Annotated in this window: 19 protein-coding genes, 1 tRNA gene and 1 other RNA gene; 19 read left to right on the forward strand and 2 right to left on the reverse strand. The window is 63.3% G+C overall.

Annotated elements, in window-relative coordinates:
- Positions 1–408 precede the first annotated feature (408 nt).
- The 5 genes from LB310_RS06430 (at position 409) to LB310_RS06450 (ending at position 3712) form a co-directional block, all read left to right on the forward strand.
- Positions 409–1662: a radical SAM protein gene (locus LB310_RS06430; RefSeq protein ID WP_123673789.1), complete on the forward strand. Its 1254-nt coding sequence runs from the start codon at positions 409–411 to the stop codon at positions 1660–1662.
- A 217-nt stretch (positions 1663–1879) separates the two neighbouring features.
- Entirely contained in the window at positions 1880–2416 is a 537-nt protein-coding gene (locus tag LB310_RS06435; protein WP_301154751.1) for a hypothetical protein, read from the forward strand.
- 9 nt (positions 2417–2425) lie between these two features.
- On the forward strand, positions 2426–2671 hold the full coding sequence (locus tag LB310_RS06440) for a helix-turn-helix transcriptional regulator (protein WP_087191364.1): 246 nt from the start codon (positions 2426–2428) through the stop codon (positions 2669–2671).
- A gap of 105 nt (positions 2672–2776) precedes the next feature.
- A tRNA-Ala gene (locus LB310_RS06445) sits at positions 2777–2852 on the forward strand.
- 71 nt (positions 2853–2923) lie between these two features.
- Positions 2924–3712, forward strand: a complete 789-nt coding sequence (locus tag LB310_RS06450; RefSeq protein ID WP_338121281.1) for a DUF3800 domain-containing protein — start codon at positions 2924–2926, stop codon at positions 3710–3712.
- A 238-nt stretch (positions 3713–3950) separates the two neighbouring features.
- Here the strand turns inward: LB310_RS06450 and LB310_RS06455 are convergent, their stop codons facing one another.
- Positions 3951–4502 carry a hypothetical protein gene (locus tag LB310_RS06455; protein ID WP_123673785.1) on the reverse strand — a complete coding sequence of 184 codons (552 nt, stop codon included), beginning with the start codon at positions 4500–4502 and terminating at the stop codon, positions 3951–3953.
- 425 nt (positions 4503–4927) lie between these two features.
- On the opposite strand from LB310_RS06455, the gene LB310_RS06460 reads away from it, so the two are divergent.
- The 10 genes from LB310_RS06460 (at position 4928) to aspS (ending at position 16195) form a co-directional block, all read left to right on the forward strand.
- Positions 4928–6184 carry an ammonia-forming cytochrome c nitrite reductase subunit c552 gene (locus LB310_RS06460; RefSeq protein WP_096227253.1) on the forward strand — a complete coding sequence of 419 codons (1257 nt, stop codon included), beginning with the start codon at positions 4928–4930 and terminating at the stop codon, positions 6182–6184.
- A 275-nt stretch (positions 6185–6459) separates the two neighbouring features.
- On the forward strand, positions 6460–7224 hold the full coding sequence (locus tag LB310_RS06465) for a cytochrome c3 family protein (RefSeq protein ID WP_096228587.1): 765 nt from the start codon (positions 6460–6462) through the stop codon (positions 7222–7224).
- A gap of 270 nt (positions 7225–7494) precedes the next feature.
- The gene (locus LB310_RS06470) at positions 7495–8160 is read left to right on the forward strand and encodes a cytochrome c maturation protein CcmE (protein ID WP_087191368.1); all 666 of its coding nucleotides are present in this window, start codon (positions 7495–7497) and stop codon (positions 8158–8160) included.
- A 67-nt stretch (positions 8161–8227) separates the two neighbouring features.
- A complete protein-coding gene (locus LB310_RS06475) occupies positions 8228–10588 on the forward strand; it encodes a heme lyase CcmF/NrfE family subunit (RefSeq protein ID WP_231897346.1) in 2361 nt (786 codons plus the stop codon).
- A gap of 6 nt (positions 10589–10594) precedes the next feature.
- Positions 10595–11320, forward strand: coding sequence for an ABC transporter ATP-binding protein (locus LB310_RS06480; RefSeq protein WP_123673783.1), 726 nt, complete (start codon positions 10595–10597; stop codon positions 11318–11320).
- A gap of 1 nt (position 11321) precedes the next feature.
- Positions 11322–12074, forward strand: a complete 753-nt coding sequence (locus LB310_RS06485; RefSeq protein WP_096227250.1) for a heme exporter protein CcmB — start codon at positions 11322–11324, stop codon at positions 12072–12074.
- Between the two features lie 197 nt (positions 12075–12271).
- Positions 12272–13039 (forward strand): cytochrome c biogenesis protein, encoded by a 768-nt coding sequence (locus LB310_RS06490; RefSeq protein ID WP_096227249.1) that lies wholly within the window; start codon positions 12272–12274, stop codon positions 13037–13039.
- Between the two features lie 110 nt (positions 13040–13149).
- Positions 13150–13335, forward strand: a complete 186-nt coding sequence (locus LB310_RS06495; protein WP_096227248.1) for a hypothetical protein — start codon at positions 13150–13152, stop codon at positions 13333–13335.
- 110 nt (positions 13336–13445) lie between these two features.
- Positions 13446–14258, forward strand: a complete 813-nt coding sequence (locus LB310_RS06500) for a UTP--glucose-1-phosphate uridylyltransferase (RefSeq protein WP_123673781.1) — start codon at positions 13446–13448, stop codon at positions 14256–14258.
- A 158-nt stretch (positions 14259–14416) separates the two neighbouring features.
- Positions 14417–16195, forward strand: a complete 1779-nt coding sequence (gene aspS, locus LB310_RS06505) for an aspartate--tRNA ligase (RefSeq protein WP_096227246.1) — start codon at positions 14417–14419, stop codon at positions 16193–16195.
- A gap of 75 nt (positions 16196–16270) precedes the next feature.
- Here aspS and LB310_RS06510 read toward each other — a convergent pair whose 3' ends face one another.
- Positions 16271–16432, reverse strand: coding sequence for a hypothetical protein (locus LB310_RS06510; protein WP_154270426.1), 162 nt, complete (start codon positions 16430–16432; stop codon positions 16271–16273).
- Between the two features lie 181 nt (positions 16433–16613).
- Between LB310_RS06510 and ffs the strand changes: the two genes are divergently transcribed.
- From ffs to LB310_RS06530, 4 genes are all read left to right on the forward strand, one after another.
- Positions 16614–16705: signal recognition particle sRNA small type (ffs, locus tag LB310_RS06515), an RNA gene on the forward strand.
- Positions 16706–16906: 201 nt separating this feature from the next.
- A complete protein-coding gene (locus tag LB310_RS06520; RefSeq protein ID WP_096227245.1) occupies positions 16907–17746 on the forward strand; it encodes a VTT domain-containing protein in 840 nt (279 codons plus the stop codon).
- Positions 17747–17766: 20 nt separating this feature from the next.
- Positions 17767–20220, forward strand: a complete 2454-nt coding sequence (gene dnaX, locus LB310_RS06525; protein WP_301154752.1) for a DNA polymerase III subunit gamma/tau — start codon at positions 17767–17769, stop codon at positions 20218–20220.
- Between the two features lie 79 nt (positions 20221–20299).
- A complete protein-coding gene (locus LB310_RS06530; protein WP_278805728.1) occupies positions 20300–20647 on the forward strand; it encodes a YbaB/EbfC family nucleoid-associated protein in 348 nt (115 codons plus the stop codon).
- Positions 20648–20649: the final 2 nt, after the last annotated feature.

Genomic DNA, 20649 nt, shown 5'->3' on the forward strand with positions numbered 1-20649 from the left:
TTTCCATAACGTGGTTGGACACAAGGGCTCGCAGGTTAGCGAGCCGAGGACCCGGCCGGGTGCGGGGGGGGGGGGGGTTCTTTGCATGATCTCATTTTGATCGCCCCTTTCCGATGCGGGAGGCCGAACGCGCTGTCGCGGTGCGACAACGAGTCGCCTCGATAGCGTTGCTGGGGTAATGTATCATACTACATTAATCATTAAACGATAAATAGCGAACGGAAGCCGAGTTGTAGCGAACGGCATCGGCTTGTTCGGCTCGATTCCCCTTTTGAGCAACTGCGCTTTTCGCCTGAACTGATCGACAAGGCATAATCGAACCTATAGAATAACGGTTGACAACGGGTGCGTATCTGCCGCTTGCTCCTGGAGACGGCAAGCGGCTGGGGGAAGGCGCGAGGAGGCTCCATGAGGTTCAGAGACCAGGTGGTCGCGTTTGATTTCGCTGGCATTCCCATGGTCGGCAACATGAATACGGGATACGCCATCGGCCTGACCGCCGAAGGGGCTGACGTGTGCGAGCGCCTGCTTCGGGAAGAGGTCGCGGAAACCGAGGTAGCCGCCGTCGATGCGGCTCTGCTCGAGCATCTGGTGCGCGGCGGGTTCTTCAGCGACGAGAAACCGGCCGATGCCGTGGTGTCCGCCTACCTGCACGTCACGCAGCGCTGCAACTTGAACTGTGTGGGCTGCTACTCGTATGACGACCAGCGCAACTGCCTGCCCGATGCCCCGCTCGACGCCATCGAGCGCGCGCTCGACGAGCTGACGGCCGCCGGCCTGGCCACGCTCATCATCTCGGGTGGCGAGCCGTTCCTGCGCGACGACCTGCCCGACATTGTGGCCTATGCGAAGCGCACCTGCGGCATCAAGGCCGTCACCGTGCTTTCGAACGGCACCTGCCTTGCCGAAGGGGCCCTGGCTGCGCTCGCGCCGAACGTCGACTGCGTCTCCATCTCGTTCGACGGCTGCTCGGCGTCCGCCCCCGCCTACATTCGGGAAGAGCAGCGCTTCGACGAGCTGGTGGCCGCGGTCAAGGCCGTTCAAGCCGCCGGCATCCAGGCCCACATCATTCCCACGGTGCATGCCAGGAACATCGACGATTTGGCCGAATACGTTCGCCTGTCGAAAGACCTGGGCGCTACTTTGAACTTCAGCCTGCTCACGTGCGCGCCCGACGACGAGCTGGCCGCCCTGTTGCCCGACGAGGAGGCCCTGCGTAAGCTGGGCGCGAGCATCCTCACGCTGGACGGCGGAAAGCCGCTCGCCCTCATGGACGCCCCCGTCGGCCTGAACCTCACGGTGAAGAGGAACTGCGGCGCCGGCTACCGTGGCGTGAGCATCGCCGCCGACGGCACCGTCTACCCGTGCCATATGCTTCACCGCCCCGAGCTGGCGATGGGCAACGTCTTTGACGGCACGCTTGCCGAGGCGCTGGAGAGCGAGGTTTCCGCACGGTGCCGCGCCCTGGATGCCGCCAACTTCGAGGGCTGTGCCACATGCCGTTACGAGCGAATCTGCGGGGGAGGCTGTCGAGCCCGCTCGCTGTTCGCATCGGGCAGTCTGGAGTCGCCCGACTCCTACTGCGCGATGACCCTAGAGTTCTACGACCGTTTAGGAGCGGCCATGAACGCTGCAATAGAAAACAAGAAAGGAGGTGTGTGATATGCTGTTTTACAGTGAGGTTGAGCCGCGCTCGGTTTGCTATCCCATTGGCATTGTCGGGGGTATTTGCATAGCTCCTGGCATTTAAATTGTTTCGTCGAATCGAAATCCATGAGAGAGCTCTTTCTTTTGAAGGGGCTCTTTGCATTTTCAGATGAGTCGTATCTGGTTGGTAGTATTATTTTCAAAACGAGTTCGATAAGGGATTGGAACGGAAATGTTTAACAGTGAAGTGGATGAGACACGAGTATCTCTATTGCGCATTAACAAAGTATGTGCAGGTATTAGTTTGGCTGTTAAAATGGTTTTTGCCATCATATGTGTTTTTTGGCTGTTTGTAATAGGCTCAATGCTAATAACCTTTTTTAGTTCTGGAGATTTATCGGTATCTGGTATCATTCCAATAATTTTGCACATTATGCGCGGGGTAGTTATAGCGGTACTGTTCATCATACTGATTGGAATCTTCTCTGAAGCAGCTAAAGGCGAGTCGTCATTTACAATAAAGCAGGTTAGAAGGTTAAGACAAATGGCCCTGGCTCTTCTAATCTATGCAATTCTGGAGCTGGTTTTTTCTGCGAGTTCAGTTATGTTTCAGCTTGGCAACCTTAATTCCGGATATCTCTCTACTAGTGGAAGTGCAATTATTACTGTTGATTTCGCACCGCTAGTTGCTTCTGCGGTTATATTTGCGTTTTCATTTGTATTCCAATACGGCGTCCTTCTACAAGAGTTTTCGGACGAAACCCTCTAGGCATCAGCGATGTCCATCATCCTTCATCTGGATCGCATCATGGCTGATCGCAAGATGTCGCTCAACGACCTTGCGGATAAAGTCGGCATCACCAACGTGAACATGTCGCGCATAAAGACCGGCAAGATCAAGGCCATCCGCTTTTCCACGCTCAACGCCATATGCAAAGTCCTCGAATGCGAACCAGGCGACATCCTAAAATACCTCGACGACGATGACGATCTCGATCCCTCCGAAGAGGGCGAGGGCATCTAGCGCCTGTCAACACCCGCACGTTCTATGAACATTTCAAATCCCCATTTGACAAACGCCCCCAATACCGGCAAAATAAGTCCTCGCGCGAGAGCGCACATAACCCGTGGGGATGTAGCTCAGCTGGGAGAGCATCACGTTCGCAACGTGGGGGTCGTGGGTTCGAATCCCATCATCTCCACCACGGAAACTAGATCGGGTCGGAAGCTTGCTTCCGGCCCGATTTTCGTATGGAAGCTCTTTCTTGTCCGAGGGATGTACCTATTGGAATGCCTCCCAAAATGTGGTATAAGAATAGTGGTGGTTCCGAAAGGAGCTACTTCCAAGAGCCGGGGGAAGTCCCCCGGCAATTTCTTTTATGGGGGCCAATTGAGAGAGCTGTCGATCTTCGTTGACGAGTCAGGCGAGTTTGGTCCGGTCTCGAAATACTACCTGATAACTCTAGTCTTTCATGACCAAAGTGCAGCCATAGACTCTCACCTGGACAAATATCGACGCGTTCTGAACGATTGCGGAATGATGGACATAGCGTTTCACCTGTCGCCGCTCATGAACGGCCATTGCGAATATGCGGATCTCGGTTTGGGGGTCAGGAAAAGACATCTCTCGAAGTTCTTAGTTTTCACGCAGAGTCTTCCTTTCACGTATCAAACATTCGCATTCAAGAAGACGGGGTTTGACGGAGCGGACAAGCTGCTTGTTCGCATGAAACGGGATATCACCTCGTTTTTGTTCGATCACCTTGAATTCTTCCAAGCGTTCGATAAAGTTAAAGTATATTACGATGACGGCCAGCAGGCTGTCAGCGAAGTGATCCACGAAGCAATCCGCTATACGCTGTCGAAAGATGCGTACATGTTTAAGGACGCACATCCCTGCGATTATTGCTTATCTCAAGTTGCGGATTTCGCTTGCGGGATAGAGCTGACCGCTTTGAAGTATGATGCTTCTGAAGCCACTGCTACTGATGCAATATTTTTCGGCGGCTCAAATTCGTTCAAAAAGAACTACTTGAAAAAGATCCGCAAAAAGAGAATGGGATAGCTCGTATTCGGAGCAGGCCGTATGCGAGCGACAAGCAAAGGACGCGTCACCACTTTAGTTACTAAGGCAATTGTGATGGTGTGCGTACCTTCTGGGAGAGCATCACGTTCGCAACGTGGGGGTCGTGCGTTCGAATCCTGCCATCTCTACAGCGGAGACTCGATCCGCCTGGAAGCTTGCTTTCGGGCGGATTTCTGTAAACGAGTTGGTATTCCACACTTGATCGAGCCTCCCGTCCTCACTCGTCTTTGTAGAACTTGTTCAGGTTGATCGTCTCGCCTTGGAACTTGATCATCGTCCAAATCGCATAGGACTGCACGACCAAGATGATCCCGACGGTTGCGGAGACGAAAGACAAGAGGGCCTCCATGCTTGGATTGGGGGAGTTGGCGGCGAATGCGGCGGCGTATCCAAGGATCAGGATGACGGCGCTTGCCTTTTTGCTTGCTATCTCGGACGCCTTGATGCGCACCAGCTCGGTGGGCACCGAGTCTTCGGAAACCTCCCTCAAGAGCACCGGGGTCCCGAGCGTTCTGCGAAGCTGTTTTTCCTCGGACTCGCCGAAAACCTCGAGCACGAGGACCAGCGCTCCCGCGCATTGGGCGGCTATGGCAAAGATGTGCGCCACGTTCTCGGTGTTGCCCAACTGAGAATACGAGTACCAGATGCTCAGCAGCAGCACGACAACCGCCACCAGGCTGAATATGATGCAAACGACCTTCTCGTTAAACGAGGTCGAGAACAACTTCGCCCGAAGCGACCCTAGTTTCGTGACGTCGTCTTCCTGCATCTGCTCTCCTTAGCCAGGGGACCGGCGGTTTCGCTTCGCAAGTTGTGCCGCAAGAATGCAAGCGCGCCTTAAGGAGCCAGTTGCCTCCGCTCGGCATTATAGCCTGATCCCCGATGCGGGTCGGACGGCGAGCCGCCGTTGCATACGATTCCCACCGACAAAGCCGTGGGCGTCCATGCGGAAGCGGCGTACGCGCATCAATGTGAGGTCTTGCCGACGTGGCACCCGTTCCGTCGATCCGCCGCCCCAAGTTGGACCTCTTCGGAGGCGTTGCGCCCATGGCCTGCAAAGGGCCGAGGCGGGTTTTTCCCTATCCCGCCCGTGGGAATTCCCGACGTGGGTGCGGCGGCTCAATATTCCCTGTTCGAAAAGTGTATATTTCGTGAAGGAGAGATCTACTGAAGGTCGAAGGGAGGAGATGCTTGATGAAAGCCATCTTTGCGAGCAAGAAGACGAGATTAGGGCTTTCCCTCACCTGCATCTGCGTTCTGGTCATGGGGTTGGCGGCGTGTGCGCCCCAGCAGCCCAGCAGCGAAGAAGCGAACAAGGGAGCCGAATCCGTGGTGGACTTCAAAATCCCCGCGGCGAACGAGAACGGCATCATCACTGCCGATGCGTGGCAAGAAGTGTACCCCGACGAGTACGCCACGTACAAGCAGAACGAAGAGAACAAGGATCCGGGCGATTACACGCAGATCTACCCGCAGATCCAAACCATTTGGGCGGGCTCGGCTTTCTCGAAGTTCTACGCCGAGCCGAACGGGCACGTCTACTCGCTGACCGACATCAGCGAGACGGGGCGCAACCCTAAGACGGCGAACTGCCTGACGTGCAAGTCGTCTGAGTTCATCCTGAAGCAGAACGCCGACCCCACGCTGAACACCTCGGACATCCACGAGATGGAGGCCCAGGTCACCGAGCCTATCAGCTGCTACGACTGCCATGAGAACAGCCCGGCCGAGGGCTCCAAGGCCATCCGCCAGTTCTTCGTGAACGCGGTGGGCGACGACGCGAGCAAGGTGCCCGAGGGCGCCATGTCCTGCGGCCAGTGCCACAACGAGTACCTGTTCCCGAACGAGAACAAGTCGGCCGAGAACCCGTGGAAGGGCCTGGCCGAGGCCACGCCGGAGAAGGTGCTGGCGTACGAGAACTCCATCAACTACGTCGACCACACGAACCCGACGAACGGCACGAAGCAGATCAAGGTGCAGCACCCCGAGTTCGAGACGATGTACGGCGGCGACATGGCCCCCATGGCCAAGCAGGGCTACAGCTGCTCCGACTGCCACATGGGCACGACGAAGAACGCTGACGGCAAGGAGTTCGACAACCACAACTGGTCGAGCCCGCTCGACAACGAGGAGCTCATCGCCAACGACTGCTCGCAGTGCCATGCCGACATCAAGGCCGAGGTCGCCGCGAAGCAGAAGGTTGCCATCGACCGCGTCAACAGCATTGGCAACAAGCTGGTCACGCTGAACAACAAGCTCTCCGAGATCGTTGCGAACGGCTCGATGGGCGAGGATCAGCTGAACAAGCTCCGCGACCTCAACCGCACGGCTCAGTTCTACTGGGATTGGGTCATGGTAGAGAACAGCGATGGCGCTCACAACTCCGCGCTCGCCCAGGACACGCTCAACAAGTCCGAGGCGGCGGTGGATCAAGCTCTGGCACAGATCTAAACGAAACGCGACCGGTCTCTCCGCCGCGCTGGAGAAGGGAAGGCCCTCCGCTTTCCCTTCCCGGCGTATTGCACCAAAACTCGGCCGCAACGGGCGTGCCTCACACGAAATTGGGGGCAAAACGGGCTAATTCCCCCCAAATGGGTGATAGGCGCATCGCCGGTCGAGGGCTAGTATGCATGAGGTAACGTGCCTGTGTCGAAGGTCGGGCGGGAAACCCGCGAGCCAGCCGGAACGCACGGGCAATCGAGGATGCAAGAAAGGGGGTTATGGAGATGAGCGAAGAGGAAACCAAAGTGGAAGCCGCCACCGAGACAGCCGCGACCAAGGACTCCACGACCGATGTGGAAACCACGGATGAAGCCGTGAAGGCGGAAGGCGCCGAAGCCGGCGAGGCCGCTCCCAAGAAGAAGGGGAAGAAGTGGCCGATCGTTGTCGGCGTCGTGGCGGTTGTTCTGATTGCAGCCGGTGCCGGCTTCTGGGTTTGGCATGAGCAGCCGAGCTTCTGCAATGCCATTTGCCACACGCCGATGGATCCGTATCTGCCGACGTACGAGGCGGAGCCGGGCCAGGCGGCTGTGGACAAGTGGGGCAACGACGTTGAGGACGCCAGCGGCATGATGGCCGCGGTGCACCGCGTCTCGAAGGATCAGGGCGGCGCCGAGGCCACGTGCATGAGCTGCCACGTTCCGACGATCGGCGAGCAGGTGTCCGAGGGCATGGCATGGATCACGGGCAACTACTACTACCCGCTCGAGGAGCGCGACGTCGACCAGCTGGTAGAGGCGCGCGGCTTGGAGAGCGGCGACGAGTTCTGCCTGAACGAGTCCTGCCACAATCTCACGCGCGAAGACCTGAAGCAGGCTACGTCCGAGCTGGGGCAGTACAACCCGCACCAGCCGCAGCACGGCGAACAGGAGTGCAGCAGCTGCCACAAGGCGCACCGCGCATCGGTGAACGCCTGCACGCAGTGCCACAGCGAGTCCTACGTGCCGGAAGGCTGGCTGACATACCAGCAGGCCAGCAAGCTTACCGCGTAAGGTTCGCCAGCGCCGAATAGCGTCCTCGGACGCAAACCGCATAACGAAGAGGGAGCCCGCCTCAAGCGTCTTGCTTGGACGGGCTCCCTCTTCAAAGGCTCGACGAACGGAAACGGCAAACCGGGCCGCATGGTCGGCGGGGGTTTGCACCGTGCCGAACGGGGAAAACCCGCGGCAACATGGTGAATCTTTGAATTCACCGTGCTTCCGTTCCTCGGAACTTTGGGGTACGTGACAATTGATCGTAAGACTCTTGAGGAGGAGGCGAGCGTGAACACGAAAACGAAGCGGCGGCTCGTGGTGGTCACCGGCATCATCGTCATCGTGCTGGTCGTTGTCCTGGCCGTCGTCGGGGGCAGTTCGTCGGCGAAGTCGGTGACGATTGCCGACATGGCGAACGGGCAGTATGCCGACCAGAAGGTCCAGGTGTCGGGCAACGTGGTGGAGAACTCCTTCTCCACGGAGGACAACGTGCTCACGTTCGATATGTACGACCCTGCGGGCGATCAGACGCAGTACCTGCGCGTCAAGTACGAGGGAGGCGTGGCGGCCACCTTCGGCAACGACGTCACGGCCATCTGCACGGGCAAGGTGGGCGCCGACGGCGTGCTGCATGCGACCGAGCTCGTGACGAAGTGCCCGTCAAAGTACGAGAATTCCAGCAACGCGCTCGGCGTGGCGCAGCTTGCGGATTACGGGGACAGCGTTCTGGACAAGCCCGTGAAGGTTACCGGCACGGTGAAGGACGGTACGCTTGCCGCGGCGGGACAGGGCGACCGCTTCGTCCTCGTGGACGCGGAGGGCGCGCCCGAGCTGTCCGTGCTGTTCGACGACGCGCTGTCCGACGAGGTGAGGGACGGCTCCACGCTCGTGCTCACCGGCTCGCTCAACGAAGACGGGAAGTTCCATGCCACCGAGGTCTCGCTCGCTGGATAGCATGAGCGGCCCGGCCATCTCGTAAGCTTGGCGGCCGCGCGCGCGGCCGCAACGAAGGGAAACCTACATGTCAACATTCGGTCTGATTGGACTGCTCATCTCGTTTGCGGCTGTCGTCGTGTCGATCGTCTGCCTCGTGGCGGGCGCGATTGCAGGGCACAAGCGTGCGAGCGGCGTGGCGGAGACGCTCACCTGGGGCGGCCATGTGGCGGCCCTCGTGTCCGCGGTGGGGCTCACGGCGTGCTGCGGCATCCTCGTGTACTGCTTCATGACGGGCGACACGTCCATCGAGTACGTGGTGCGCTACCACAGCAATGCGGCAGGCGCCGATGCATGGCTCTACCAGCTGGCGGGCCTGTGGGCCGGCCGCGAGGGCTCGCTTCTGTTCTGGGCCTGGCTCATCTCGCTGTTCAACTCCGTGGTGGCCGTGCGCAACCTGAAGCGGCAGGAGAAGCTGGATTCCATGGCGCTGCTCGTGGCGCAGATCGTGCTGGCGGCGTTCGTGGGCGTCACGCTGTTCTCCGAGAGCAACATGCCGTTCACGGCCCTGGCCGCCCAGTACCTCGACGCATCGGGCAACCTGCGCGGCGAGGCGGCGCTCTGGGGCATGAACACGCTCTTGGAGCACTGGGCCATGGCCATCCACCCGCCCACGCTGTTCGTGGGCTACGCCGGCCTCACCATCCCGTTCGCCTATGCCATCGCGGCCGTCATCGTGAACGATTCCTCGAAGGCATGGGTCGTGCGCTCGCAACGTTACGCGCTGTTCTCCTGGCTGTTCCTGGGCATCGGCATCGGCCTGGGCGCCGTATGGGCCTACGTGGTGCTCGGCTGGGGCGGCTACTGGGGCTGGGACCCCGTCGAGAACGCGAGCCTGCTGTCGTGGCTCGTGGGCGTGGCGCTCATCCACAGCTTCACCGTGTACCGCCAGCGCGGCGCGTTCAAGCGCTGGTCGGTCATGTGCGCGTGCCTCACCTTCGCGTTCGTTATCGTGGGCACGTTCATCTCGCGTTCGGGCCTCGTGCAGTCCGTGCACGCGTTCGAGGGCGACAACGTGTCGCTCGTGCTGTTCGGCGGCCTGATTGCCGCGTCGGTGCTGGCCGGCATCGTGGGCCTCATCGTGCGCTGGAAGTCGTTCGGGCCTGCCAAGGCGGGCGGCGACGATATCTCCAGCATGATGTCGAAGGACGCGGCCTACTACTTCAACAACCTCATCATGATCGTGTTCACCCTCATGCTCACGTTCATGACCATCGCGCCGGCGCTGCCGTTCAACCTGAAGTTCTCCACGGGAACCTACGACGCCATCGCGCGGCCCTTGGGCGTCCTGTACCTCATCGTACTCACGGTGTGCCCGCTGCTGTCGTGGGGCAAGACCGAGGGCAGGCAGTTCTGGAAGCGCGCCCGCATCCCCGGCGCCTGCGCGCTCGTGCTGTTCGCGGTGCTCATGTTCTACTTCGCCACGTACCTGCTTCCCAGCTACCAGGCGAACGTCGCGTACTACCAGGAGCTGGCGGCGCAGGGCAGCGTCTCTGCCTCCGATATGCTGTCGACGTTGAGCCCTGCCTGGTACTATAACGGCCTTGCGGTCGTGGGCCTGCTCGTTGCCAGCCTGCTGCTGTTCAACTCGCTGTTCATGCTGGGCCGCGGCATCCGCGCCTACCGCGAGAAGCACGGCGGCAACGTGTTCGGCGCCGCGTTCGGCATGCTGGCGAACCGCGCCGCCTCGTTCGGAGGCTTCGTGTCGCACCTGGCCATGGCCGTGATCCTGGTGGGCTTGATCGGCTCTTCCATGTACGTGACCGAGCGCGTGGGCTACGTGGGCTACGACGAGGCCACGGATTCGACCACCGAGGACTTCACCATCCAGGACTTCACGCTGAAATACACGTCGAACACCATCGAGGAGATGGCGAACGGCGACGACATCCTGTACACCGTGAACTACGACGTGTTCAAGGATGGCGAGTTCGTGGGCTCCGTGTCGCCGGCCGTGCAGCTGGTGCAGTCCACGCAGCAGCAGAAGCTCGTGGCGGGCGTGATCTCGTTTCCCACGGAGGACCTGTTCGTGGTGTACAAGGGCGTGAACACCAACGGCGACTTCTCCATGGACGTGCGCGTGAACCCGCTCATCACGCCCGTGTGGGTGGGCTTCGGCCTGCTGATGGTGGGCGTTCTGATAGCCACCGCTGGGCGCCGTGGCGCGAAGCGCAAGTTTGACGAGGAGCCTTCCGGCGACGATCTGCCGCACGAGGCTTCGGCCGCGAAGGTCGAGGGTTCGAGCGTGGCTTTCGAAACCGTTGCCGACGTGGTTACGGCCGACGGTGTGGTCGAGGCGGTGGTCAAGGGGGCCGTTGACGTCGCTCTGGGTTCCGCGTCGGTTGCGGCCGCATCGAAGGCCGACGAGAAGAAGAGGGAAGAGGCGTAACGCGCCATGGAAGCTGCGGTTGAGCCTGCGATCAGGACGAAGAAGCTCTCGAAGGTGTTCGGCAACCGCAAGGCGGTCGACAACGTGACCATCGAGGTGCCGCAAGGGGCGTTCCTGTCCATCTTCGGCCCGAACGGGGCGGGGAAGACGACGCTTCTGCGCGTGCTGTCGACGTTGTCCCGCGCCACGTCCGGCATGGCCACGCTGATGGGCGTGGATTTGAAGGACGAACCCGACAAGGCGCGCGACCACATCGGGCTCATCTCGCACAACTCGATGCTCTACCCGGATCTCACGGCGGAGCAGAACCTCATGATCTACGCGCGCCTCTACGGGGTGGCGAACCCCGAGGCGCGCGTCATGGAGCTCTTGGAGGCGGTGGAGCTGAAGCACCGCCGCCTCGACGTGGTGCGCACGTTCTCGCGCGGCATGACGCAGCGCCTCTCCATCGCCCGCGCGCTCATCCACGACCCCGGCGTGGTGTTCCTGGACGAGCCGTACTCGGGCCTCGACCCGCATGCGGTGGAGATATTCGACGAGCTCATCGAGCAGCAGCGCGAGGGGCGCACGTTCGTCATGGTGAGCCACGATCTGCAGAAGGGCTTCGCCATGTGCACGCACGCGCTCGTGCTGGCGCGCGGCCGCGTGGTGGCCTTCGACGAGAAGGGCTCGTTCGACTTCGACGAGTTCTCGGCGCTGTACCGCTCGACCGTTGGCATGGGGGTGGCTTGAGATGGCGGCCGAGAAGGGGGCGCCCGTGCGCACGGCGGGCGGCGTGGCGCTGAAGAAGCCCTCCACGTTCCAGCAGTACAAGACGCTTCTGCGCAAGGATTTGGAGCAGGAGTTCCGCACGAAGGAGATGCTCACGTCCATGGGCATCTACGCGCTGCTCGTGATCATCGTGTACGGCGCGGCGCTCGCGCAGACCTCGCAGACCACCGACGTGCTGCAGATGAGCGGCGGCCTCCTGTGGGCGCTCATCGTGTTCACGTCGCTGCTGGGCCTCAACCGCTCGTTCGCGCACGAGAAGGAGCAGGGCTGCCTGGAGGGCATCCTGCTCGTGCCCATGGACCGCTCGGTGGTGTTCCTGGCGAAGGCGACGTCGAACCTGCTGTTCCTGCTGGTGGTGGAAGTGATAGCCGTGCCGCTGTTCTACTTCTTCTTCCTGACCACCACCACGCCCTCGGAGAGCTTCTGGCTGCTGGTGGTGCCGCTGCTCGTGGGCACCGTGGGCGTGGCGGGCATCGGCACGCTCCTGTCCACCATCACCATCAACACGCGCGGCAAGGACGTCATGCTGGCCGTGCTGTTCATCCCGCTGATCTTCCCGCTGCTCTACGCCTGCGTGTCGGCGACGACCGCGGCCATCGTGGGCGCGGAGGGGTACGCGGACGTGATGCTGACGTCGCTGGTGCTCGCGGGCGGCTACGACGTGATCATGATCCTCGCATCGTGGGTTCTGTACGATTTTGTAATCAGCGCTTAGCGTTCCGGCGGCCTAACGGCCGTCGGAACTGCCCGACGCTGCGAGGCGCCGAGGCACCCCGCCTTGCCGCTTCTTCGCTTGCCCTCACGTGCGAAAGCACGCTCGGCCGCGAAGCACGGCAATTCGGGGCACCTCAACGCCTCTCGCTGACAGGGCAGGACCTATAATAGTTGGACGAGTAGAGAGAAGGGGTGTTCATGTCCGAAAAGAAAAAGGCGCCCAAGCTTCCGGAGGCGGGGCAGTGGCCCGACCGGATTGCGCCGGCGGTGCTCGTGGCGGGCATCGTGCTGTCGACGGTGGGCTTGCTGCTGGCGTTTTTCTGGGCCTCGCCCGTGAACGGCGCCGCGGTGAACGGCGTCGAGATGATCGGCGGGCAGATGGTCACCAACGTGCTGCTGCTGTCGCAGAAGATCTTCTACTTCCACATGCCGGTGGCCATCACGTCGTTCGTGGCGCTGGCGTTCGCAGGCTACTACGCGGTGCGCTTCCTCATGACGAAGAACCGCCGCTTCGACACCTGCTCGAAGATAGCGATGGAGGTCGCGCTTTTGTTCGTGGCGTGCACGATGATCACGGGAGACTTGTGGACGAGGTTCGAGTGGGGCGTGTGGTGGACGTGGGATCCGCGCCTGACCACGTACCTCATCCTCATGCTCATCATCATCGCGTACTTCATCCTGCGCAACGCCATCGACGAGCCCGAGCGCCGCGCCACCTACGGCGCCGTGCTCGCCATCATCGCGCTTATCGACGTGCCGATCTGCTTCATGGTGACGCGCCTCATCCCCTCGAGCATCCACCCGGTGGTCGTGCGCGAGGGCGGCATGTCGGGCGACATGGGCATCACGCTCATGTTCTGCCTGGCCGGCATTGCCATGGTGGGCTTCGCGCTGTACCGCCTCCGCTTCCGCCAGGTGCGCTTGGCCGAGCGCGTGGAGGCCCTGAAGGAGCAGTTGGAGGACTGATTGGTTCCCCCGTTCTGCCGAACGGCAGAACGGCTCGACGCTGCGGCGCTCCGCAGCACCCCGCCTCGCCGACGTTGAAACGACCTATGAGTTGAGAAGGAGATTGACCTATGAATCCGGTTCTCGTTGAGATTTACAGCACCGTTGCCCCGTCCATGCCGTTCATCATCGGCGCGTACGCGCTCATGTGGGTGGCCATCCTGGTGTACGTGCTCATCATCATGTTCGGCTTCAAGAAGGCCGAGAAGCAGATGGCCGTGCTGGAGGAGGCCCTGGCCGAGCAGCAGGGCAGGTAGCCGTCTGATGACGGCCTGTCCGCTCGTGCTACAATAGCCCAAGCGATTTTCACGAGGCGCCGCAGGATCGCGGCGCCTCTTCTGTTGTCGGAGAAGAAAGGTTTCCATCCATGAAGGCTCTCATTCCCGCGGCCGGCCTCGGCACGCGCTTCCTGCCCGCCACGAAGGCCCAGCCCAAGGAGATGCTGCTCGTCGTGGACCGTCCGGCCATCCAGTACGTGGTGGAGGAGGGCCTGGCGTCGGCCGCCGACGAGGTGGTCATCATCAACAGCCGCGAGAAGAAGGCCATCGAGGAGCACTTCTCGCCGAACCCGGAGCTCGTGGCCACGCTGCGCGCCCGCGGCAAGGACGCCTACGCCGACCTCGTGGAGCGGGTGGGCGCCTACAACGTGAGCTACGTGTACCAGGACGAGGCCCTGGGCCTGGGCCATGCCGTGCGCTGCGCGGCCGAGAAGACGGGCGACGAGCCGTTCTACGTGCTTTTGGGCGACGTGCTGGTGCCCGACAACCAGATGCTGCCGCGCATGCAGGAGGTGTCCGACGCGCACGGCGGCGCGAGCGTTATCGCGGTCATGCCGGTGCCCGACGACCAGGTGAGCCGCTTCGGCGTCATCGCGGGTGCGGCCGTGTCCGACGACGTGTGGAAGGTCGACGCGCTGGTGGAGAAGCCGGCGCTCGAGGACGCGCCGTCGAACCTGGCCGTGTTCGGCCGCTACCTTTTGAGCGCGCGCGTGATGGAACTTCTGGCCGACGTGGAGCCCGGCGTGGGCGGCGAGATCCAGCTGACCGACGCGCTCGACGCCGTGCTGCGCGAGGAGGAGATGTACGCGCTGGCCATCGATCCCGCCGACGGCTTCGACACCGGCACCGTGGAGAGCTGGCTCGAAACCAACAACGTGCTGTTCGCCCGCAAGAACGGATAGCGGGCGATCGGGCGGTCGAGCAGAGCATTTTACATGGAATGAACGCAGATCGTTATCGTGTTGTGACAACTGCTGTACAATAAACCAGTTTGAGTGTTGCCCGCCGCCCCGCGCGGCGGGTTTTCGATAGCGGCGCCAAGGAGCAAGGAACCACCACTATGACGGACTTCATGAACGAATACTGCATGCACACCGCCACGTGCGGCGAGCTGCGCAAAAGCGACGTGGGGCGCGAGGTCGTGCTGACCGGCTGGGCCTGGCACAACCGCGACCACGGCGGCCTCATCTTCATCGACCTGCGCGACCGCGCGGGCTACACGCAGGTGGTCGTCGACCCCGACTGCGTGAGCGCCGACGACTTCGCGAAAGCCGAGCACCTGGGCCGCGAGTACGTGCTGAAGATCGCGGGCACGGTGCGCGATCGCGGCGCGGAGGCCGTGAACCCCAACATGGCTACGGGCGAGATCGAGGTGCTGGCGAAGTCCGTCGAGGTCCTGAACACGAGCGTCACCCCGCCGTTTGCCATTGAAGACGGCATCGAGACGGACGAGACCACGCGCATGAAGTGGCGCTACCTGGACATCCGCCGCCCGGAGATGTTCGAGGCCCTGCACCTGCGCCACAAGGTGGCCCAGGCCATGCGCGGCGCGCTGAACGAGCGCGGCTTCCTCGAGGTGGAGACGCCCATCCTGGCGAACTCCACGCCCGAGGGCGCGCGCGACTACATCGTGCCGAGCCGCCCGAACCCGGGCCGCTTCTACGCGCTGCCGCAGAGCCCGCAGCAGTTCAAGCAGATGCTCATGGTGGGCGGCATCGAGCGCTACTACCAGATCGCCCGATGCTTCCGCGACGAGGATCTGCGCGCCGACCGTCAGCCCGAGTTCACGCAGGTGGACATCGAGATGGGCTTCGTGCAGGGCGAGGACGTGATGAACCTCATGGAGGACGTCATGGCCGAGACGCTGCAAGCCGTGGGCGTCGACCACGAGTTCCCGCTGCAGCGCATGCAGTACCGCGAGTCCATGGACCGCTTCGGCAACGACCGTCCCGACACGCGCTTCGGCATGGAGCTCGTCGACATCACCGACATCGTGAAGAACACGGGCTTCAAGGTGTTCTCGAGCGTGGCGCAGTCCGGCGGCGTGGTGAAGGCCATCAACGCGAAGGGCGCGGGCGACTGGAGCCGCGGCGATGTGGAGAAGCTGGCCGACATCGCGGCCGAGAACGGCGCGAAGGGCATGGCCTGGATCGCGTTCACGACCGACGGCAAGGAGAAGAGCCCCATCATCAAGTTCTTCAGCGACGAGGAGTTCGCCGCGCTGAAGGAGGCCATGGACGTGGAGCCGGGCGACCTGCTGCTGTTCGCCGCCGACACTTACGAGGTGGCGAGCGCCGTGCTCTCCGCCCTGCGCCTGCACATGGCCGAGGCGCTGAACGTGCCGCGCGAGGGCCATCAGCTCTTGTGGGTGGTGAACTTCCCCATGTTCCGCTACGACGAGGACGAGAAGAAGTACGCCGCCGAGCACCATCCGTTCACCCATGTGCTGGACGAGGACGTGGACAAGATCGAGAGCGACCCGCTGGCGTGCGGCAGCTACAGCTACGACCTGGTGATGGACGGCTTCGAAGTGGGCGGCGGCACCATCCGTATCCACAATGCCGACGAGCAGCGTGCGGTGCTGCGCACGTGCGGCCTCACCGACGAGGAGATCGAGGAGAAGTTCGGCCACCTCATCCATGCGCTCGAGCTGGGCGCTCCGCCGCACGGCGGCATCGCGCTGGGCCTCGACCGCCTGGTCATGCTGCTGGGCGGCAAGGCGTCCATCCGCGACGTCATCGCCTTCCCGAAGACGAGCTCCGCGAGCGACCCGATGACGGGCGCCCCGAGCGCCGTGACGGGCCGCCAGCTCAAGGAAGTGAACCTGCGCACGCTGTAGCGCTTGCACGCTCGGCGGGAACGCGGTACAATCCTGCCAACGGCAGCGCCCGCCAGCGCGGGTGGTGCGTGTTATCTAGTTAAGCCGGTCGTCCTTGGTGTGGGGGCCGGCTTTACTATTTCCATCGTCACCATTTTCAAATCGCCTTACTGCAAAGAGTGTCTTCAACACGATCAGCCAGAACCAGAGGTCAACCTGATCGACAACGAGTGTTGCGTGGATATCGAGCATGCCCATAGCGGCACCGTCCTTTCCGGCACCACCCAGCAGGCGAACACTGCCGCCAAGGAAAGTATAGCATGATAGCATTATTGTCTGGCACATGAAGGCTATGTGCTTTTGGTTGCGCGCGAGGCCGGGAGAGGGCGCTCGCCCCCGCTTTCGACTATACTTAAGCACCGTATGAACCGAGTACCTCGGATGGGCCGGGCGGCGCCATGTTCCGAACCTGGTCAGGTCCGGGAGGAAGCAGCCATAAGGGACCGCTGACGAGCGCCCTGCCTATCCGGGTTACTCGGTTCCGTCAGTCTGACGACCGACGGAACGGCTCGACGCTGCGAAGGGCTGTGGTACCGGAATTGCCCCTTTCACGCTTGCCCTCACGTGCCAAAGCACGCTCGGCCGCATGACGGGGCAATTCCGGTACCACAGCCCTTCTCGCTGGCATGTCCGGGCTGGTGGTTTGGCAACCTGTGGCACTGAAGGGCGTACATGGACATCATCAATTTCTTCGTCGACCTGCTCAGCGATCCGCGCGGGGCCATTGCAGGCTGGATTATCGCGCTGGGCCCGGTGTGGGTGTACTCGCCGCTGTTCCTCATCGTGTTCGTGGAGACAGGGCTCGTGTTCTTCCCGTTCCTGCCGGGCGACTCGCTGCTGTTCGCGGCCGGCGTGTTCTCGGCCGACGGCGGGGGCTTGAACGTATGGGCCACGCTCATCGTGTTCTACGTGGCGGCCATCCTGGGCAACACGTCGAACTACTGGATCGCGCGGTTCTTCGGCACTCGCATCATCGACTCCGGCAAGGTGAAGGCGCTCACGCCCGAGCGCATGGCCAAGCTCGACCACTTCTTCGCGAAGTACGGCGGCCTGACCATCGTCATCACGCGCTTCATGCCGTTCTTCCGCACGTTCGCCCCGTTCATTGCCGGTACCGGCCACATGAATTTCGCGAAGTTCACGCTGTTCAACGTCATCGGCGGCGTGTCGTGGGTGAGCTTGTTCGTGCTGGTGGGGTACTTCTTCGGCGGCATCCCGATCGTGCAGGAGCACTTCGAGGTCATCGTGCTGGGCATCGTGGCCGTGTCGGTGGCACCGGCCATCATCGGCGCGGTTAAGGCCGCCCTGGGCTCGCGCAAGAAGAAGGCGGACGACGGACGCACGCAGGTCCAGGCCGAGATCGACGCCGACGTGGCCGAGGAGCGGGAGCTGCGCGCCGCGCATGCGGCCGTGGCCGAGGAGGCGGTTGCCGGCAAGCATGCGGCCCCTGCAGCGGCAGGCGCGGAGGCGCCGCGCGGCGCGCATGCCAGGGCGGATTCGAAGACGGAGTAGCAGGGAAGCGAGCATACGCGATGGCAGAGGCACTTTACCGCAAATACCGGCCGCAGATCTTCGAGGACGTCGTCGGCCAAGAGCACATCGAGCGCACCATCAAGAACGCCATCGAGCAGGACAAGGTGAGCCACGCCTACCTGTTCACGGGCCCGCGCGGCACCGGCAAGACCACCACCGCGCGCCTGCTGGCGAAGGCGCTCTTGTGCGAGAGGGGCCCCACGCCCGAGCCCGACGGCACGTGCGACGACTGCGTGATGATCGCGAACGGCGAGCATCCGGACGTCTACGAGCTGGACGCCGCGAGCCGCACCGGCGTGGAGAACGTGCGCGAGGAGATCATCGGGCGCGTGCAGTTCGCCCCCACGCGCGGACGCTACAAGATCTATATCATCGACGAGGTCCACATGCTGTCGACGGCGGCGTTCAACGCGCTGCTGAAGACGCTCGAGGAGCCGCCGAGCCATGTGGTGTTCATCCTGGCCACCACCGACCCGCAGAAGGTACCCGAGACCATCCACTCGCGCTGCCAGCGCTTCGACTTCCGCCGCATCTCGTCGGAGTCCATCGTGTCGCGCCTCGGCGCCATCTGCGTGGCGGAGGACGTGGAGTTCGAGGGGGAGGCGCTCGACCTTATCGCGCATCGCGCCGAAGGCGGCATGCGCAACGCGCTCACCTCGCTCGAGCAGCTCATCGCGTTCGGCGAGGGCAAGGTCACGCTGGAGGTGGCCGAGCGCATGCTGGGCGGCGTGGACACGAGCGACGTGGCCGAGATCGTGCGAGCCATCGGCACGCGCGATGTGGCCGCCTGCTTCCGCTGGACGGCCGACTACGTGGAGACGGGCGCCGACCTCGCGCAGTTCGTGCGCGACCTGGCCGAGCACGTGCGCAACATGTACGTGCTGACGCTGGCAGGCGCCGACGTGGCGCTGGAGGTGAGCGACGCCACGCGCCGCGAGCTGGCCCACGAGATGCAGTGGTTCGGCCCCGATAGGCTCTCTCGGCTGCTCGGCGTGCTGGGCGACCTCTCGGCCGAGCTCAAAACGTCCACGAATCCGCGCCTGTCGTTCGAGATCGCGCTCACGCGCATGGTGCGCCCGGATTCCGACCTGACGCTCGAGGCCCTTGCCGAGCGCATCGAGGCGCTGGAGAGCGGCCATTCGGCCGTTGCGCACGTGGTGTCCGCCGCAGCGAGCCAGGCCCAGCCGGCGATGCCGGCGGGCACGCAGGGGGCGTCATCTGCCGATGCGCGCGCGGGCTTTTCTGCGGGTGCGGGTACCGCTGCCTCCGGGGCACCGGGCGCGGCCTCCCTCGGCGCGCACGAAAGCGCCCGAGCAGGGCAACCTGATCGCGCGCGCGCGGGCGGGGAGTCCCCGGCCGCGCAGGCGTCTCCCGCCTCGCACATGCCGGAGCCTTCCTTCCCCGCAAGCGCGCAGGGGTCCGCCCCGGTGCCGTCCGGAGCATCCGCGCCCGCAGGCGTTGCCGTCGCTGCCGATGCGGCCCAGAGCGCCCCGCCCGCGCAAGCCGATTCCGCTGCCGTGCCGGCAGCGAGCGGCGCCGCGCCCTCTGCCGAGCTCGCCGCAAGCCTCCAGAACCCGGCGGCACTCCAGCGCATCTGGCAGGCGACGCTGTCCACGCTCAAGAAGAACAAGGCGGCGTACGGCGTGCTGTTCCTGAACACGAAGGCCCTCTACCGGGCCGACAAGGGCCTGCTCGTCATCGAGTTCCCCGCGGAGAACTCGTTCGCCTTCAAGGCCGTGCAGAAACCCGACGTGCAGGACGCCGTCCTGACGGCGCTCACGCAGGCGTGTGGCGCGGCGCTGCCGTTCACGTACACCCAAGGGTCCGACGGCGCGGGGGCTGCAGCCTCGGTCGCCGGCGCAATGCCGTCGGCTGCGCCCGCAGCGTCCTCGGCGCCTGCAGCTTCTGCGTCCCAGCCGGCCGCGTCGGCCCCCGCGCAGGCGGTCGCTTCGAATCCGGCAGCCGCCGCGCTCGCACGGGCCGCGGCCTCTTCCGTGCCGGAGCAGGCCGCTTCCGAGACGTCGGCCGCAGCGGCCTCCCCGGGCGCCCGGCACGCCGCATCGCCGGCTTACGCGGTCCCGGAGCCCGATCCGGCCCCTGTCGATGCCTACGACTTCCCCCCGTACGAGGACGAAATGGTTCCCTACGACGATTACGGCACCGTCGCCTCGCCGGGTGCCCCGTCGCCCGGCGGCACGGCGGCTCCCGCGGCCACCCCGGGTGCCCGGCCAGCCGCCTCGGAGAGCCGGCCGGTCGCGACGTCCACGACGCCCGACGTCGTCCCGACGTCTGCCGCGACGCCCGCGCCGCGCCCGGACCTGCCGCCGGAGCCCGATACGCGCACCTCGCCTTCCGTGGACATGACGGCTCCCGCGCAGTCGCCCGGAGAGCTGGAGGCCATTTTGGCGGCGGGTTTCGGCGATGGCGTGATCGTCGAAGAAGTGAGAGAATAGCGCGAAGCAACGAAGCAACAGGCGGCATCCGAAAAACGACGACCGATACCGACGAGCAAAGAGCAGATAGGAGAGCACGATGGCGAAACGAGGCGGGTTCCCCGGAGGCGGCGGCATGGGCAACATGGGCGCCATGATGAAGCAGGCCCAGAAGATGCAGGCCGAGCTGGCGAAGGCCCAGGACGAGATCAAGGACATGGAGTACGAGGCCACGGCCGGCGGCGGCATGGTGAAGGTGGTGGCCACCGGCGACATGGCCATCAAGAGCATCGTCATCGACCCCGAGGCCGTGGACCCCGAGGACGTGGACATGCTCCAGGACATGGTGCTGGCGGCGGTGAACGAGGCCCTGCGCGGCATGTCCGACGTGAGCGCCCAGCGCCTGAACTCCGTGACCGGCGGCATGAACATCCCCGGCCTGATGTAGGC

The sequence above is a fragment of the Gordonibacter sp. RACS_AR49 genome, from assembly GCF_030418435.1.
GTDB lineage: Bacteria > Actinomycetota > Coriobacteriia > Coriobacteriales > Eggerthellaceae > Gordonibacter > Gordonibacter urolithinfaciens.